Below are 16,931 nucleotides of genomic sequence, written 5' to 3' on the forward strand. Positions count from 1 at the left end.
CCGAACCGACCACGACGGTGGACAAAAGCGTCGGGCCGGGAGACGACGGGTCGGTAACGGTCCGGTCTCGAACGGTGCCCGCGTCCGGTCTCGTGCGAACGACGGAAACGTTTGTCCGAGCGCTCGTGATAGCAGCGGTATGAGCGACCGTAGTGGGTCTGCGAGCGACGAGACGGCCAATACGATGGCGGATCGCGTTCACGGTGGTCGTCCAGTGCTGTGGTTTCTCGTCAAGGGGAACCGAATTCTCGTCGCCGGCACGATGCTCGTCGTCGCCTACGTCGTCCTCATCGGCCTCGGCCAGTTCGGCCCCGGTTCGATCGCGAAGCTGTTCGAACCCGACCCGGTCTTCGCACTGTTTACGCCGATCATCATCGGGATCATCATCGGCGTCAGTCTCGTGTTGACGTTCAATCAGCTCGTACTCTCCGCAGAACTCGGTCCGATCGGCGACCAGCGCGAACGGATGACCGACGCGCTCGACTTTCGCCGGGACGCCGAAGCTGCCATCGACCGAAACACGAGCCCGCCGGAGCCCTCCATCTTTCTCCGGGGCCTCGTCGAATCGACCGAGGAACGGGGGCGGGCCCTCCTCGAGTTGCTCGAGTCCGACCCGGAGATCGAGGAGCGCGCTCGCGAGGACGTCCGCGAGTACGCCGCGGGTCTCGTGGCGGACGCCGAACGCGTCGCGGCCGACCTCGAGGGCCAGCAGTTCGGCCGGTTCGAGGTCGTCCAGGCCGCCCTCGAGTACAACTACTCGTGGAAGATCTACACCGGTCGCCGCGTGCGAAACCGACACGACGAGACGCTGCCGGCGGCCGTCCTCGAGCGACTCGAGGAACTGATCGGGATCCTCGAGTTCTTCGGACCGGCCCGCGAGCACTTCAAGACGTTGTACTTCCGGTGGGAAATCATCACCATCTCGCGGGCGCTGGCGTATATCGCGTTGCCCGCGCTCTCGGTCGCTGCGTACATGATCCTGATCTTCGAGACCGGCGATGTCGCCGGGACGACCGCGGGGTTCGACCACGGGCTGTTGGTCGTCGGCCTCGGCTTCGCAGTCGGTGTCACGCCCTTCGCGATCTTCCTGTCGTACATCCTTCGTATCGTGACCGTCGCGAAGTGGACGCTCGCGATCGGGCCGTTCGTCCTCCGGGAGACCGACCGCGGGGCCGACGTCGAGTGGGAGTAACTACCCGTCTTCCCCATAGGTCACGTCGAACGGCCCTTCGTCGGGTTCTTTCTGGTGCACCATCGGGCCGACCGACGCGGTTCGGCGCGTAACGGTCGCGGTTCGAAGGATGTAGGAGACGAGGAGCGCAAAGGGTGTGAGGACGACCACGATCAGGACGCTCACGACGTAGGGCAGCACGGCAGCGCTGACGCTCGCTCCAGTGACGTCGGCGTACAGGAGGCCGACGAGGATCGCCGACAGGATCGACGGCACGCCACAGTAGATCGTCAACTGCGAGAATCGGGTGAGCTCCCGCTGCAGGTAGGTCGTCTTGAACTGCTCTCGAGCCACGCTGAACAGTTTCAGGGAGTCGACCAGTTCGTCGAGCCGTTCGGTAGCGGTCGGAGACAGCGCGTCGGCGTCCTCGCCGCGGAGATGCGTGCCGACGTACAAGTGCCAGGACTCGTCGTACGTGATCGCCGCCGAAACGGCGGTAAACGTGTCGAAATCGGATTGCTCGATTCGGTCCTCGATCCGATCCGTTCGCTCTTGGACGCCGTTCGTGTACCGAACGACCGTTTCGCGGACCTCCTCGTCGTGATCCGCAACGGCGTCGGCGAGCGCGGCGGCGTCGTGATGGATCGACTCGACGATCAGCTCGAGTACTCGCGTCGGCGACGCCGGGCTCGCGGGAACGGCGGCGGCGTCGGCCACGTCCTGGCGGAATTCGATGACTTCCTCGAGTTGATCGCGAGCCTTGCCGGCCGCAGCGAACTCCTGGGAGAGAATGAGCTGGTTGACCGAGACGACGAGCGTCACGAGCGAAAACGTCCCCGCGATCATGCCGCTTGCTACCCGCGTTACGGAGTTCGGGTTGGCGAAGTTGATGACGCCGAGTTCGTAGAGTCCGATCACCAGCACCAAAACGAGGCCCGAGAGGGCCCCGGCGACACCTAACCGATTCCCTTTGACCAGCACCCACTCATGGAACCGCGTCAGCAACCCGACCTGGCCGCCGATATCGGCACCGTAGGACTCGAGCGTCTCGTCGCTCTCGGAGGTCCCCATGGTGAGAGCATCAATGGAACCGACAATAAGGGCCTGCGTTGCACAGTTCGCCACGATTCGAACCGGTGGCAGATGCGAGGGCTACCGCGTGGCTCGTCCCGGAACGACCGAGACGTCGCCCGGAAACGAGAACTGCCGCTTCAAGGCCTACACTGAAATGGATCGGCGGTGTCGGTCCGGTGTATGCTCGGTGAGGGAACCAACTCGCGGACGATCGGTCGCCGGCCATGACCCGTTCGGAACCGACGAGCCGACGGCGAGTGCTCGCGTCGGTGGGGTCGGGGATCGCAGCCGCGGCCGCCGGCTGTCTCGGCGGGGGCGGGCTCGACGGCCAGCCGGCCTACGAGGACGGAAACGTCGGCGACGTAAACGCCAGCAACGTCTCCAGCCGGTCGGCGACCCAGCTCTCGGCCGCCTCGGCACTCGCCCAGCAGGAACCCACTAACTCGGTGACGCCTCTAGATCCGCTCGAGTTGGTCGAACACGAGTTCGTCGTCGAAGACGGCTACCTCGGCTCGACGGTACAGGGGATCGTCGCGAATACCGGCCGGAATCGGATCCAGACCGTCGAAGTACGGACCCGTATCTACAACCGTTCGGGGAACGTGCTCGGCCGCTATTTCGCCAGTACCGGCGACCTCGATGGGGGGTCGTCGTGGGAGTTCCAGGTCGTCGTCCTCGAGGCCCCATCGGACGTTGCCGACTACGATATCACCGTTCTGGGAACCCCGTCGTGAGTGTCGCGATTCGGTCGCCGGTTCGCGTCTCTGTACGTCGGAGGCTCGACTCCCAGACGATGTCGCGATCACGTCGACCTCGATCCCATCTCGAGGACGTTTTTCACCGCCGTTAGCGCCACGGCGTGCCCGATACCGCGATTGGCTGTTCAGGTGATAGAACCTCACGTATATCCGTATTCGCGCCGAACGGTGGAGTAATATGGAGGGTTTCAGTTCGAGATCGGCAGCGAGCCGAGCGGCGGTGGGAACATCGTCGGCTCCGTCCCCGCCGATCGACGGGTTCGATCGCGCTGGCCACCACCTCAAACGCGGCGGCGAAACCACCACCCGATGAGAGACTCAGACACCGCCGGCGCAGAACCGGTCCGCATCCTGCTCGTCGAGGACAACCCTGGTGACGTCCGTCTTACCGAGGAAGCGTTCAAACAAGGTCGAATCGAGAACGACATGTACGTCGTCTCGGACGGCAACGAAGCGCTGGATTTCCTCACCCAGCGTGGCGAGTACGCCGACATGCCACAGCCGGATCTCGTTTTGCTGGATCTCAACCTGCCGGGGAAGGACGGCGAGGAGGTTCTCGAGGAGCTGAAGGCCGATCCGGCGCTTCGATCGATTCCAATAATCATCCTGACGAGTTCGCAGGCGGAGGAGGATATCGCCACGTCCTACGAACTTCACGCGAACGCGTATCTCACGAAGCCGGTCGATCCCGATGAGTTCATCGAAACCGTCCGGGCCTTCGAGAAGTTCTGGTTCTCGGTCGTCCGACTCCCGCCGGGGGTCGATAGCCAATGAGCGAGACGGATGCCCGTATCGGCAGCGAGCACAGCCAAACAGCGACCGATACACTCCACATTCTTCTCATCGAGGACAACCCCGGCGATGCCCGCCTGATTCAGGAGATGCTGCGAGATTCCGAGGAACTCGCCCAGCGCGTCAGCCAGGGGACGGCCCCGGGTCCGACGCCCGAAATCAGCCGTGAGAGCCGCCTCGAGGACGGGATCGAGGCGGTCCGCTCCGAGCCGACGGACATCGTTTTGCTCGACCTGAACCTCCCCGATAGCGAAGGGGTCCAGACCCTCGAGACGGTCCACGAGGAGGCCGAAGAGACGCCGATCGTGGTCCTGACTGGCGTCCGCGATCAGCAGGTCGGCGTCGAAGCGATCCAGCGCGGTGCACAGGACTTCCTCGTCAAAGACGAGGTGACGAGCGAACTGCTCGTCCGGACGATCCATCACGCGATCGAACGCGCCCGCCAGCAACGCGAGCGTCGCCAGCAGCGCGATCACCTCGAGTCGCTCAACCGACTCAACCGGATCGTCCACGACATCACCCACGCGGTGATCACGACCGAGACGCGAGCGGAACTCGAACAGCAAGTCTGCGATCGCCTCGCCGAGTCGGACGCCTACCGGTTCGCGTGGATCGGCGGCGTCAAACCGGGCAGCGACCGCGTCGTCCCGAAGGCAGCGGCCGGCGTCGAGGACGGCTATCTCGACGAGATCGAGATCACCGCCAACGAGGACGAGCAGACCGGCCAGGGGCCAGCGGGGGTGGCGGTCCGAACCGGCCAAGTGAGGGTCACCAACGACACCGAGAGCGACCCCGATTTCAAACCGTGGCGCGAGGCTGCCTACTCCCGGGGCTACCGGTCGTCAGCAGCGATCCCGATCGTCCACGAGGATCTCGTCTACGGCGTCTTGAACGTCTACTCCTCGTCGCCACGCGCGTTCGAGGGGCCGGAAGCCGGCGTCCTCGATCGGATCGGCGACATCGTCGCCCACGCGATCACGGCGATCGAACGCAAGGACGCGCTGGTCAGCGACGCCGTCGTCGAACTCGAGTTTCGCATCGGGGCGATGGCCGAGGAACTGGTCGAACTCTCGGCGGCGGAATCGTGTACGATCGAGTTCGAGCAGTTGGTCAGCGGTGACGAGGCCTTGCTCGCGTACGGCTCCGCACACGGCCTCTCCAAGGAGGAGTTCACCGACGCCATCGACAGGACCGACGGGATCGAGGACGTCCGGTTCCGCTCCGTCAGGCGGGACGAACTCGAGTTCGAACTGATCGCACCCGCGGCCGTCTCGCTGTTCGAAACGATCGCCACGCACGGCGGTCGCGTCGCGTCGGCGACGATCGCCGACGGGGAGTTCCGGTTCGTCGTCGAACTCCCGCGTGGCCGGGACACGCGGCGGATGATCGAGCACATCAAGTCCCAGCGCGAGGACGTGACCTATCTCGCTCAACGCACCACCGAGCGGGGGACCCGAACCGATACGTCGACCCCGTCCGTGCTCGAAGACGAGTTGACCGACAAACAGCGGGCGGCCCTCGAGACCGCCTACTTCGCGGGCTACTTCGATTGGCCACGCGGGAGCACGGGCGAGGAGATCGCCGAGCGGCTCGGAATCGCGCCGGCGACGTTCAACCAGCACCTTCGGACCGCCGAGCGGAAGTTCTTCGATTCGGTTTTCGGCGAGTAGCGGGGCCGACGTTTCAGACGGACCGCTGTCAGTCAGTGCCGGCGACCCCGCGACCCGTCCGTGGGGTCGCGGTCGCTCGAGACAGGGGACCGTCTTAGAGCCCGACGCCGTCCGCGAGGAGTTCGTGAGAGCGCAGGACGTCGTCGTGATCGGCGATGATGTTCTGGACGATGACGTCGTCGACGCCGACCCGATCCGTGAGTTGCTCGAGCAACTCGGCTACCGTCTCCGGACTCCCCGAAATCGAGCGCGGCCAGTCGCCGTCGGGAAGCGGGTTCGGCGTTGGCTCCGGGACGCCGCCGAGTTCCTCGATCGCCGCCTCGACGGACGGTGGCGATCCGACGACGCCGCGTCGCATCCGCTTGTAGGACGCTTCGGCGGTCGCTCGCAGCCTGGCCGCTTCGTCGTCGCTGTCCCCACAGGCAACGTTCATCGCGAGCATTCCGGTCGGTTCGTCCGGGCCAGCACCGAGCGGCGACGGGTCGAACGTGTCGCGATACGTCTCGAACGCGCGCTCGGCGAGAGTCGGTCGGATGAACCCGGCAAAACAGTACCGGAGGCCGAGTTTGCCGGCGATCTCGGCGCTCGAGGGGCTCGAGCCGAGGACCCACACCTCGGGAACGTCGTCCGCGGATCGGGGAAGCTGGAGGTCGGCGTAGGCGTGGTCGTCCGGGAACCCGTCGTAGAGGTGGCTCACGGTCGCGTCGATCTTCTCGGCGTGGTCCTCGTCGGGATTTCGTTTCTGTCGGTCGGTCCCCAGCGCACGGTCCGCGGCCGGGATCCCGGTCGCCCGCCCGAGGCCGAGATCGACGCGCCCCGGAGCCAGCGCGTCGAGGGAACTGAAGGTCTCCGCGACCTTGAACGGCTGGTAGTGGTTGAGTAAGACCGTGCCGGAACCCACTCGGATCTCGTCCGTTTCGGCCGCGAGATACGCGATCAGCGTCTCCGGGGTCGTGCTCGCGATCGAGTCCGTCATTCCGTGGTGTTCGGCCATCCAGAACCGCGTGTAGCCGAGTTCCTCGGCCAACCGGGCGAGCTCGACCGTATTCTCGTAGGCTTCTGTCGCAGTACCGCCTTCCGGTACGGGTGCGAGGTCGACGATAGAGAGATCCATATCGACCGCTGGGAAGCGAACGCTCAATAGCCGTTCGATTCGTCGCAATCGTGACTGTGCAAATCACCGACGATCGATCCACGTGAGTTCGACGCCACACTGGTGACGGCCGATCGACGAGGGATGTCGTCATCGAAACGGCCGCGAGCGATTTTTAGGTCGTGCGAAAAAATATAACTAAATTGAAAACTTATATGGGTGAGCAAGTCGTTCTAGAGACTGTGATGAACACGCAGAAGACCGTCCAACAGGAAGCCGGCACCGTCGAGGAGAACGCACTCAGGCTCGAGCCCGAGAAGGCAGAACAGATCATCGAGGCGCTGAACAGGGACCTCGCGGATGCGTACGTCCTCTACCACCAGCTCCACAAGCACCACTGGAACGTCGAAGGCGCGGAGTTCCTCGACGTCCACGTGTTCCTCCAGGAGGTCTACGAGGACGTCGAGGCGGCAGCCGACGACGTCGCCGAACGGCTGCAGGCCCTCGGTGGCGTTCCCCACGCGAGCATGACGACGCTGGCCGAGAACGCCACCGTCGAACCCGAAGACGAGGACGTCTACGACATCCGGACATCGCTCGCGAACGACCTCGAGATGCTGGGCGACATCATCGAGAGCTACCGAGAGCACATCGAACTCGCGGAAGGGCTGGGCGATCACGCGACCGCCCAGATGCTCCGCGAGCAACTCGAGACGATCGAGGAACACACCCACCACATCGAACACTACCTTGAGGACGATACGCTCGTCCTCGAGTCGGCGACCAACTAACTGCCGATCAGTCGCGGACGGCATCATTGCTCCGACCGCGACGGCCGATCGTCACGTCGGGTGCCGTCTTCCGGGCGGCCGTTATTTTCGCGCTCACCAGCGCAATCACTTCCCCCTGTCGGCTGATCGTCGCCGCTGAACCCAGGAACCGCTCGCTCGCGAACCAGCAACCCTGCGCTGGATCAGGCGGAGACGTCCACGGCGTCGATGTCCTCGGTCTCGAGAAGGGTTTCCGCGACCCGTTCGGTGACGAGGGCACTGACGTTCCCCGCGAGCGCCATCGCTTCCCGCTCGGGTGCCTCGAGTTCGAGGACGTCCCGAAAGAACGTCGACAGGACGACGTGGGTTTCGTACAACTCGGCGGCCTTCTCCCGTCCGTGCGCGGTGAGCGTCGCCCCGTCGTACGGTTCGTAGGTGAGATAGTCGTGGTCCTCGAGTCGCTGGAGCGTTTCCGTCACGACCGCCGGCGACCGGTCGAGTTCGTCCGCGACGTATCCCGGTGGGACCGGTTCGCCCACGTCCTGAACGGCGAGATAGCACACGAGCAGGTACTGGGAGGCGTCGGTCATGCGTGTCGAGTGGTACAATCGCGGACGAATCGCTGGTGGTGGGCACGACCCGCGTCGATATCGGGGACGAGCGACGCGGCGACCGACTTCGTCGACCTGCGATCCCGTTTCGGATCGACTGCCATACGATTTAGGCACGCCTAAAACATTAAAACAGTTGCGGATAGGTGTGATCGTTCGAAACGACGAGGGGCCTCGAGCGAGAACGGACGAACGTGACCGATGTCGGCGAGGATCGTTCCGACGGCGATCGAATCGAGTACCGCGAGTGTGAGCTCTGTGGCGACCGGGTTCCCGCCCCGGTCTATCGCGAACACGTGCTCAAGGAGTGCCCTGGCCGCTGACCGTGGTACCCCTCGAGTCGTTTTCTCGTAGCGAGACGCGGCGAAACCCCTATCCGACTCGTCGAAATCACAGGGAGGTAGTGACGAGACGGGTACGACCGAGGATCTGGCAGTGTCCGAAGTGTGGACGGCGCGTCAACGGGTTCGTGAACGGCAGTCGGTGTCCGACCTGTCGGGAGGCGGTCTTCGACGACTCCGAACACGACGATCGGCGTGACATCGACGGGGAGTGATCCGTTTCCTCCTTCCTCCGCCGCGTCACGTTTCTTCGACGTGACGGATCTCGCAGGCGATCCCGCGGCTACTCTCGGCCATCTCGCGACCGAACATCTCGGCGCGGCCGACGGCGAACGCCTTCGGTCCCTCGACGACCACCTCGTCGCCGACGCGGATGTCCTCGTCGGCGTCGACGACGCCCGGTGCGAGCACGCTGCCGTGGGGGACGAAGCCGTCGATCTCGACCCGTTTGGTCGGCGCGTCGCTCTCGAGCCAGCGGCGCGCGCCTTCGAGCGTAAAGGACAGCGTCCCGTACTGGGGGACCATGGTCGCGAGCTGCGCGTCCTCGGGGTCGCGCACCTGGATCTTGGGATACCGGCTCGTGGTCTGGATGTCCGCGAAGAGTTCGTCGCCGGCCCCGTCGCCGAGCAGGTAGTCCGCGATGGCGCGGACGGTGTTGTGCTCGCGCTCGCGCTTGGAGTACTTCAACTCGCCCGACAGCGCACTCGAGAGGTTCGCGAGCGACTCGTCGTCGGTCGGATGGTCCGCGACGGTGTAGGTGATATCCAGATCGAGCGCCTCCTCGACGCGCCCGACGATGTCGCGGTAGCCCTCGTCGGGGACGTGTGCGATGATGGACGGATAGTCGTTGCGCTCGAGGTAGCGCTCCAGCACCTCGGCGACGAACTGTTTCTCGTCCTCGGACCAGCGACCCGTCACGACGGTGTCGTAGTGCTGGGCGGGGTAGGTCGTCTCGAGTTCCTGGGGGACGACGCCGATCGGACTGGTCATCGAGACGAGGTGGGCACGCCACTGGATGGCGTCGTGGAACTGGCGGTGGCTCTGGGATTCGCTGTAGGGCTTGGCGGCCGAACAGGGGACGAGTACGAGCGGGTTCTGGAAGCGATTGCGGTACCGCGTCGTCACCCGGTCGGCGAAGCGCTGGATCTCCACGCGGCGGAGGGTGTCCGACGTCGCAGCGTCGATCCGGGCGTCCCGCAGGATCGGCGTCCGCTCCTCGAGGTAGCCCCACTGGGAGTCGAGTTCGCGCACCGCGGCGGTGAGCCACTGGTCGTGACGGGCCTGCCCCTCGATGTAATCGCGAAGACGGCCGTCCCGAATCCGGCGGCGGACGATCGCCAGTTCGGCCTCGAGAGCGTTGACGTTGTGTGCGGCGCAGTCCTCGCGGGTAAACTCCTCGCGGGGCCCCTGGCAGGCGGGACACGAGCAGGGGAGCTCCTCGAGGTCCTCGAGGAAGTACGCCTCGTCGGTCGTGAGATAGCGACCTTCGGTACCCTTCACGACGGCCGCAGTCTCGTCGAAGAGGTCGACGCCGGCGTAGGCAAGCAGGGCGACGTTTCGCGGGGTGGCAACCCCCGAGAACAGCAGGGCGGTGTCGGTAGGGATCGCCTCGCGAACGTTCACGACGGCCTCGACCAGCGCCGCGCCGTGGCCCATCACGGACTGGACGTTCGAGACGGCGTAGGCGTCCGTCCCGTGGTCGTCGGCGCTCTCGCTCGAGACGACCGCGACGCTCGGATAGTCGACGTCGGGGGAGTCGACGGCGAACGACTCTCGAACTTCCTCGGCGGTGCCGCCGGGGAACGCTCGATGGGGGAGTACCGTGAGTTTCGAATCGTCGCCGTCGGGGAGCTCGCGGTCCTCGCTCCAGAGCGAGCCCGCGTCCTCGAGGACGTCGTCGACGAGTGACGGCGTCGAACGCGGCGACGAGAGGCGGAGTTCGCCCACGCGCGCGGCCCCGTCGCGCTCGTGTACTTCGAAGTGATCGGTCATACCCGATATGATCGGGGCGGGCGAAAGAGGGTGTCGATACGCGGGGCCGGAGAGCGCACCGGTTGACGCGATAGCGGACGCGTCTCTACCCTCGAAAAGTGGATCGAGACGAGATCCGGCTTCGTACGGTCGACTCAGAAAGCGTCGTATCGAGCGTGTGCTGTCCGACAGCGTACCAGTCGTTCATCCTGACTGTTAGTCGCTGCATTGTTCTCGATGGGGGCAGAAACCATTCCCGGATATTTGGGAAAATTAACCTTTATGCCTCTCCAGTGGGAGGTCAAAGTATGCCATCGGAATCAGAATCGAGATTGCGATCAGGAGGCGGCTATCGGGCATTACTCGCCGTCCTTCTGGTTGCTGCAGTCGGAGTAGCGACGATCGGAATGCCGGTCGTCAACAGTGGAATGACGACGACCGCTAAAGCGGCGGAAGCGCCGGAGATCGCCGAATCGTACGATTCGGTTTCGCAGGTCGATTCGGACCGCGACCCGGCCGACGAGGTCTACCTCGGTGAGAACGGGAGCGCCGTGCTTCAGTACGACGACGACGAGGCCGACGTCAACCAAATCGACGTCGGCATGGATGTCAGCGAAGGGCTGGCCTACATGCTGGTCGTCGACGATATCGAGAATCAAGACGGGGAGTTCCAAGAAGCGAACTTCTCGGCAGTCCTCGATCAGAGCGGGTTCTCCGGCGACGGCTCGTTCGTGATGAAACAGCCCGAGGAAGTCGAGAACTTCGAACTCGACGCCTCCGGCGAGGTCACCGACGAGACGAACGAGTTCGAGGCGACCGCCACCGGCACGTTCGAAAGCCAGGGTGGGGCCGCCGGCACCGTCGATACGGACGGCCAGATTGCTGCGACCGCGGATCGCTTCGAGACGAGCGGCTCCGTCTCCGCCGACGGCGCGGCGGGCGCGATGACGGGAGCCAGCAGCGAAGGAGAGAACCTCGAGCTCTCGCTCAACGATACGAGCGACGGCTACACGCTCGACGTGACCCAGGAGCGGGGCGTCTACGACTGGTCGGCAAGCCAGTGGGAAACCCGTAAGCAAGCCGAGAAGACGCTCCAACAACAGTACGGCAGCCTCGCCACGGAGCTCGGTGGAACGAGCGAGATCGAGATCTCGAACTACAACTTCGAAGAACGCAGTTCCGGTCAACACAGGCTCGAACTCGAGTTTACCGTCGAGTACACCGGAATCGACGACGGTATCGAACAGCAGCTCACGACCGTGCTGGCCAACAGTGAGGAGTACGACCTGAGCCGGTCGGAGGCCGCGGAGGTCGCCGGCACCGTCACCGACCTCGAGATCCAGACCTTCGAGTTCTCGATGGCCACGAGCGGCGGTTCGATGAACGCCGAGTGGGACATCGCCATCGACAACTACGGCGAACTCTCGCTTGCGATGATCGATCTGATGGAGGCGTCGTCGATGAGCGAGGAGATGGCCCAGGAGGACATCGACGATGCCCGAACGGCGCTCGAAGCCCAGCAGGCAGTGAATCTCAAGTCGGAAATCAAGTGGAGCGCGTCGGTCGAGCAGACCTCCGATCAGAAGATGGAACTCGACGCCGAACTGTCGAGTAACACGGAAAACTGGGCCGCCTACATCGACGAACTCGAGGCCAACGACGTCGACCCACAGAACGACGTGACCTTCAGCCTGACGGCGAACACCGACGGCGACGAACTCGCGGTCGACGCACAGTTCGAAATCGAGGCCGAGGATATGGCCAGCCAGGCGATCAATTCGTGGGCCAGTTCGGTCCAGAACAACCCGACGACGATGTCCTCGGACACCGACGAGTTCATGACGGCACTGTCGGAGTCCGAACTCGAGGTCGCCCGGGTTGACGGTAACATCGCCGACGGGACGGTTCGCGTCGAAGGTGGAGCGAAGTTCGAGAACATGAGCAAGGTTGCGGGTACCTTCAGCGACAGCGTGTCCATCAGCGGGATGGCATCCGGGTCCGCCGGTAACAGTACGTCGCTGTACGTCTACGTCGACGACATGGGTGTCGACACCGAGTCGGCCACCAAGTCCGACATCGAACACCTCGACGTGGTCGGTTCCGAGACGACGGTCCACGAGGCCGGCGAGTGGGACAAAGAGTTCCCGGAACCGGACACTGACGCCATGAACGAGTACCTCGGCGTCGCCTCCCAGAGCAGCGAAAGCAGCGAAAGCAACGAAAGCGGCGACGGAAACGGCGGCAGCGATACCGTCCCCGGCTTCGGAGTCGGTGTCACGGCGATCGCAGGACTGCTGACGGCGCTCGTGCTCCGGCGGCAGGCCTAACACAGCGGACGACCGTCACGATCGAACCGAACACGTATTTTTGCGAACGATCACCCCCCAGAAGTACCGACAGTCTCGGTCCTCGCGTCTCAGACCGTCTCGAGACACGTCGCCGTCGCGGACGTCTGACCGCGATTGAACGACAGGATCTTGATCCGGAGCATGTCCGTCGGTTCGCAGTGGTCGGGGACGTCCTCGACGAAGACGACGAAGCCCTCTATTTTCCCGACCGCACGTCGCTCCCCGGAGTGATGGTCCGTGAATTCGCGGATGGCGACCTCCTCGACGTCGCCGATATCGATCGGTGGCTCGCGTTCCTGGGCCTCTCTGTGGCGTTTCCGAGAGCGCCGCTGGTCCGCGGAGCCGCCGCGGACCCGTTTGAACAGCACCGATACGATCACGAGGGCGAGGACGACGCCACCGGCGAGTGCGACTTGCCCGAGCATACCGCTACCGGCTGCCGCCTGGGTCTTCGATGTTCCGGTCCCGGTCGGCCGTCGACGGGCGAGCAGTCGCCGAGTAGGCGGTGACACCATAGTAGCTACTGAAAATCACTGTACACCCGATCGTACGAGGGCTACGCGAGTAGCGCGTACATCGTTTCAGTGGCGACGGTCAATCATGGACAACGTCTCAAACGAGATGGTATGGAAAGCGTGTTCTATAAGAGTGTAGCAAGCAGTTTCTGCTTTCTCATCTACGAGTTAGTGCTTCTGGACACAGTTTCCAAACTCCGTCGCCTTCCGCGGGAAGCTTTCTATGACACGCTCGGAGCGACTCTATTCACACACTGTGAAACCCTGCGGCCGGCGCAGGGTCGCTGGCCGCGTCGCGAGCGGGCGTTCAGTGACTGTCACCGACTGCGATCCCGGTCGTCCGCAGTGAGATCGACGAGCGCGACGCCGTCGGGAAGCCGGTCGCGAACGCCCGCCGGCCAACCCCGATGGGCGAGCGTCACGGCAGTCTCGGGGTTCGTCTCGACGAGCCGTGCGACACCGTCGGCCGCGGCCTCGAGTGCAGCCCGATCCGTCCGTGCGGGAACTTCGGCGGTGAGCGGATAGCTCTTCGAGAGCGCCCGCGGGAAGGGGCCAAACGGCGGCTCGACGCGCCAGGCGTCGTCGAACTCGTCGCCCCGCGGGGAGTCCCCTTCAGTGAGCAGCAGGCTATCGGGGACGGACAGCCGTGTGAGACGGTCGTGGTGGCGAACGACTTCGGGCCGCCGAGCGCTCTCGTGGGAGGTGTAGAAAAACGACCCCTTCGAGACCGGATCCGAGCGCTCGAGTTGTGCGGCGTGATCGAGCAGCGTGCGGTAGCCATCGAGCATCGTCGGGTGGGCGCGGGCGCGTTGCTCGACGAGTTCCAGCAGGTTGCCGGCGCGGATCGCTTGCTTGATCCGGCGGATTTCGGCGAAGGTGACGTGGAGGTTGTGCGCGGCGAGTTCCGATTCGCGCTCGCGGTCGGGAAGCCCGCGGAGCTCGGCCGGCGAGTGGTCGGTACAGACCGCACAGGAACAGGGGAGGTAGTCGAGGTCCTCGAGGGCTCGCGTCCCACGGACTGTCAGGTAGCGGTCGTCTCGTGCGTAGAGCGCGTACGCTGCCGAGTCGAACAGGTCACAGCCCATCGCGACGGCGAGGGCGAACATCATGGGGTGACCGGCGCCGAAGAGATGAACGGGCGCGTCGGCACCGAGTCCCCGTTTGGCGGCAGCGACGACGTCGATCATGTCGTCGTACCGGTAGTCGTTCATCAACGGGACGACCGCGCCGACCGGGAACACGTCGAGCCCGGTCCCGTCGGCGTGGCGGCCGGCTCGCTCGCGTAGCTCCGGATACGTCGAGCCCTGAACGGGGGCGCTGACGAGCATCTCGCCCGTGTCGGCGGCGTCGGCGATCTCGAGTCGTTCCTGGGTGGTCTCGAGGTCGGATTCGGCGCGCTCGCGGGAGACGTCCGGTGGGGTCGGAATGTCGACCGGCGTGGCGATGTCGGAGCCGATCTCGCGCTGAAACGCGAGGATCTCCTCGGTCGTGACGTCGATCTCGCCGTATTCCGACAGCTGGAACGACCCGGAGTCGGTCATGATCGCGCCGGGGAAATCCAGGAGTTCGTGGAGTCCCTCCTCGAGGGCGCGCTCACGGAGGTCGTCGTCGCCGTGGATGATGTAGGAGTTCGTAATGAGGATCTCCGCGCCGAACTCCGTGGCGAGTCGGCGAGGGCTGAGCGTATCCAGATTCGGGTTGATAACCGGGAGGAGGGCCGGGGTTTCGACGGTGGCGTCGGCGCGGGGAACGGTGAGCTCCCCGATACGGCCGCCGGCGTCGGTGTCCCGGACTTCGAAGCAATCGCGCATCGACCGTCCGTTGGGTCCTCGGACGTAAGTCAATGAAGGTTTCCGGCCGATCAGCCATCGAGATCGCCGAATCCGTCGTCCGCGGTACGCGACCGCGTATCGATCCAGGGTGAGCGTGGTCGACCCGCGTCGGTCGTCCCCGTCGGGATCGCTCACCGCCATTTGCTATCGTGTAGACTGTCCAACAGCACTTTACTCCGCGACGGTGACGGCCCGAATATGATCGCTGCTGGGATCCTCATCCTCGTCCTCGCGGTCGGTCCATACCTCGGCGGGCGGGCCTACGCCCGGCGCGTCGAGTCGATGAACGAGCCGGTCGAAGACCGGCTGCATCGACTCGATCGGGTTCAGCGGGCGGGGGGATTCGGGCTGCCGATCGTCGCCGTCATCGCGCTCTACGCGCTCGGTGTGGTCGATCGGGTGACAGCTCCCGTCGGGACGGCTGGCCCCGACCTGTTCGGTTTCGCCGTTCTCGAGTTCGCGGTGATCATGCTGGTGGTTTTCGGGATCGTCGCGCTCCCGATCGTCTCGATGGCCCTGGGAACGTATCCGGTGGTTCGCTCGCTGCGGGGGACCTCGGCATCGACGTGGCGAGTCATCAAAGGCGTCGTCGCCGTAATGGCGATATCGCTCGTCTCGGTGGCAATCGCGGTACTCGGGTTCTTCGCGATCACGTCCGTCGTCGGCTCCTCGACTCCCGTTCTCGTCGCCGGGCTCGGCGTGATCGTCTTCGCCACGTTCGGGCTCTCGCCGTACCTGATCGTACTCTTTCAGGACCGCGTCCCGCTGTCGGGGGAGCACCGTGAGCGCGTCGAACGGGTCTGTACGGAGTTGGGCTATCGCCCCCGCGGACTCTACGTACTCGAGGGCGAGTCCACCAGAACCGCAAACGCCATCGTCGCGGGGACGCTTCCCGGGTTTCGGTACGTCTTCCTGACCGACTACTTGCTCGACGAATGCGACGACGACGAACTCCGTGCGGTCGTCGCTCACGAGTTCGGCCACGTCGCCGGCCGTCACCTCTGGCAGCGGGGCCTCCTGACCGTGGCCGTCTTCGGTGGCTGGGTATTCGGCGCCGAGTACGTCGGGTTCGGCCCGCTCGTGGAGCGGTTGGATTTTCTCGGAATCTTCCTCCCGCTTATGGGACTTTACGTGCTGTACCACGTCGGCTTGCTGGGCGGGCTCGCACGCTGGCAGGAGTTCCGTGCGGACGCGTACGCGGCACGGGAAGCCGGCCGCGAGGCGATGATCGGGGCCCTGGAAACGCTCGCCGACGCCAACGACGTGCGCCGCGAGGCGGGCCTGCTCTACAGTCTGGCGACACATCACCCGCCGATCACGGATCGCATCGAGGCAGTTCGAGCGGGGCGTGGCGAGGACGACTGGTCGCGGGCGACGACGCGCGAGTGAGCCACTACCCGCCGATAGTATGGCAATCCTTACTTTCGAACGGCTCCTACGGCTGGTGTGGACAGAATTCTCCTCAGTACGCTCGCCCATCGGTCGCCCGAGGAGGTCTTTCCGTACGTGCGCTCTTTCACCGACTACCCTCGCTATACGGACCACCTGCGGGAGGTCCGGGTCAACGGCGACGGCGACGTCGGCTCCGTCTACGACCTCGAGTTGGCGTGGTGGAAACTCAGCTATACGGCTCGCTCGAGGGTGACCGATATTTCGGCCCCGGAATCGCTGTCGTGGCAGTTGGTCAACGATATCGACGCCCACGGCGAGTGGCGCGTGAAACCGGAGCCGGAGGCCGCGCCGCCGGACGCGGAGACGGCGAGTCGGATCTTCTTCGAGGCTCGCTATGACCCCTACTCGGCCGACAAAAACGCGATCTCCCTCCCGCGGTTCGTTTCGCTGGACTGGGTCATCGAGAAGGTCGAGCCCAAGCTACTCGAAGAAGCCCGGACCGTCGTCGAACGACTGGTCGCGGATATCGAGGGCCGCAAGCGCGAGGTCGAGTTGACGGTTCACGAACTCCCCTGAATAGCCGCCCCCGACGA

16 protein-coding genes are annotated in these 16,931 nt (G+C 64.7%); 9 read left to right on the plus strand and 7 right to left on the minus strand.

All coding sequences use genetic code 11. The annotated features are described in order from the left end of the window. Window positions 1–139: 139 nt before the first annotated feature. Window positions 140–1,192: a hypothetical protein gene (locus tag CP557_RS03595; protein ID WP_097378643.1), complete on the plus strand. Its 1,053-nt coding sequence runs from the start codon at window positions 140–142 to the stop codon at window positions 1,190–1,192. On the opposite strand, the gene CP557_RS03600 is transcribed toward CP557_RS03595, so the two are convergent. Then, window positions 1,193–2,242 (minus strand): hypothetical protein, encoded by a 1,050-nt coding sequence (locus CP557_RS03600; RefSeq protein ID WP_097378644.1) that lies wholly within the window; start codon window positions 2,240–2,242, stop codon window positions 1,193–1,195. Between the two features lie 227 nt (window positions 2,243–2,469). Here CP557_RS03600 and CP557_RS03605 point away from each other — a divergent pair, with 227 nt between their 5' ends. From CP557_RS03605 to CP557_RS03615, 3 genes are all read left to right on the plus strand, one after another. Then, a complete protein-coding gene (locus CP557_RS03605) occupies window positions 2,470–2,979 on the plus strand; it encodes an FxLYD domain-containing protein (RefSeq protein WP_097378645.1) in 510 nt (169 codons plus the stop codon). A 333-nt stretch (window positions 2,980–3,312) separates the two neighbouring features. Further along, window positions 3,313–3,777, plus strand: coding sequence for a response regulator (locus tag CP557_RS03610; RefSeq protein ID WP_097378646.1), 465 nt, complete (start codon window positions 3,313–3,315; stop codon window positions 3,775–3,777). Then, window positions 3,774–5,465, plus strand: a complete 1,692-nt coding sequence (locus CP557_RS03615) for a bacterio-opsin activator domain-containing protein (RefSeq protein ID WP_097378647.1) — start codon at window positions 3,774–3,776, stop codon at window positions 5,463–5,465. The genes CP557_RS03610 and CP557_RS03615 overlap by 4 nt, the downstream gene beginning before the upstream one ends. Window positions 5,466–5,559: 94 nt before the next feature. Here CP557_RS03615 and CP557_RS03620 read toward each other — a convergent pair whose 3' ends face one another. Further along, entirely contained in the window at window positions 5,560–6,579 is a 1,020-nt protein-coding gene (locus CP557_RS03620) for an LLM class flavin-dependent oxidoreductase (RefSeq protein WP_097378648.1), read from the minus strand. A gap of 224 nt (window positions 6,580–6,803) precedes the next feature. Between CP557_RS03620 and dpsA the strand changes: the two genes are divergently transcribed. Beyond that, complete coding sequence (dpsA, locus tag CP557_RS03625) at window positions 6,804–7,349, plus strand: DNA starvation/stationary phase protection protein DpsA (RefSeq protein ID WP_097378649.1); 546 nt, start codon at window positions 6,804–6,806, stop codon at window positions 7,347–7,349. Window positions 7,350–7,531: 182 nt separating this feature from the next. On the opposite strand, the gene CP557_RS03630 is transcribed toward dpsA, so the two are convergent. Together CP557_RS03630 and CP557_RS23215 are read right to left on the minus strand one after the other, a co-directional pair. After that, window positions 7,532–7,918 carry a metal-dependent transcriptional regulator gene (locus CP557_RS03630; protein ID WP_097378650.1) on the minus strand — a complete coding sequence of 129 codons (387 nt, stop codon included), beginning with the start codon at window positions 7,916–7,918 and terminating at the stop codon, window positions 7,532–7,534. Beyond that, window positions 7,915–8,043, minus strand: a complete 129-nt coding sequence (locus CP557_RS23215; protein ID WP_281255542.1) for a hypothetical protein — start codon at window positions 8,041–8,043, stop codon at window positions 7,915–7,917. Before CP557_RS23215 ends, CP557_RS03630 begins: the two co-directional genes overlap by 4 nt. A gap of 90 nt (window positions 8,044–8,133) precedes the next feature. Between CP557_RS23215 and CP557_RS23220 the strand changes: the two genes are divergently transcribed. Beyond that, on the plus strand, window positions 8,134–8,262 hold the full coding sequence (locus tag CP557_RS23220; protein ID WP_281255543.1) for a hypothetical protein: 129 nt from the start codon (window positions 8,134–8,136) through the stop codon (window positions 8,260–8,262). Window positions 8,263–8,520: 258 nt separating this feature from the next. Here CP557_RS23220 and arcS read toward each other — a convergent pair whose 3' ends face one another. Continuing rightward, window positions 8,521–10,272 (minus strand): archaeosine synthase subunit alpha, encoded by a 1,752-nt coding sequence (gene arcS, locus CP557_RS03635; protein WP_097378651.1) that lies wholly within the window; start codon window positions 10,270–10,272, stop codon window positions 8,521–8,523. A gap of 287 nt (window positions 10,273–10,559) precedes the next feature. On the opposite strand from arcS, the gene CP557_RS03640 reads away from it, so the two are divergent. Further along, window positions 10,560–12,578, plus strand: coding sequence for a hypothetical protein (locus CP557_RS03640; RefSeq protein ID WP_245852889.1), 2,019 nt, complete (start codon window positions 10,560–10,562; stop codon window positions 12,576–12,578). Between the two features lie 89 nt (window positions 12,579–12,667). Here CP557_RS03640 and CP557_RS03645 read toward each other — a convergent pair whose 3' ends face one another. Together CP557_RS03645 and tgtA are read right to left on the minus strand one after the other, a co-directional pair. Beyond that, window positions 12,668–13,024, minus strand: coding sequence for an RNA-binding protein (locus CP557_RS03645; RefSeq protein WP_097378653.1), 357 nt, complete (start codon window positions 13,022–13,024; stop codon window positions 12,668–12,670). A 407-nt stretch (window positions 13,025–13,431) separates the two neighbouring features. Beyond that, a complete protein-coding gene (gene tgtA / locus CP557_RS03650; RefSeq protein WP_097381517.1) occupies window positions 13,432–14,925 on the minus strand; it encodes a tRNA guanosine(15) transglycosylase TgtA in 1,494 nt (497 codons plus the stop codon). 219 nt (window positions 14,926–15,144) lie between these two features. Here tgtA and CP557_RS03655 point away from each other — a divergent pair, with 219 nt between their 5' ends. Next, window positions 15,145–16,335 (plus strand): M48 family metalloprotease, encoded by a 1,191-nt coding sequence (locus CP557_RS03655; RefSeq protein WP_097378654.1) that lies wholly within the window; start codon window positions 15,145–15,147, stop codon window positions 16,333–16,335. A 57-nt stretch (window positions 16,336–16,392) separates the two neighbouring features. Further along, window positions 16,393–16,914, plus strand: coding sequence for an SRPBCC family protein (locus CP557_RS03660; protein WP_097378655.1), 522 nt, complete (start codon window positions 16,393–16,395; stop codon window positions 16,912–16,914). The last annotated feature ends 17 nt before the right edge of the window (window positions 16,915–16,931 follow it).

The sequence above is a fragment of the Natrinema ejinorense genome, from assembly GCF_002494345.1.
In the GTDB taxonomy this organism is placed as follows: Archaea; Halobacteriota; Halobacteria; order Halobacteriales; family Natrialbaceae; genus Natrinema; species Natrinema longum.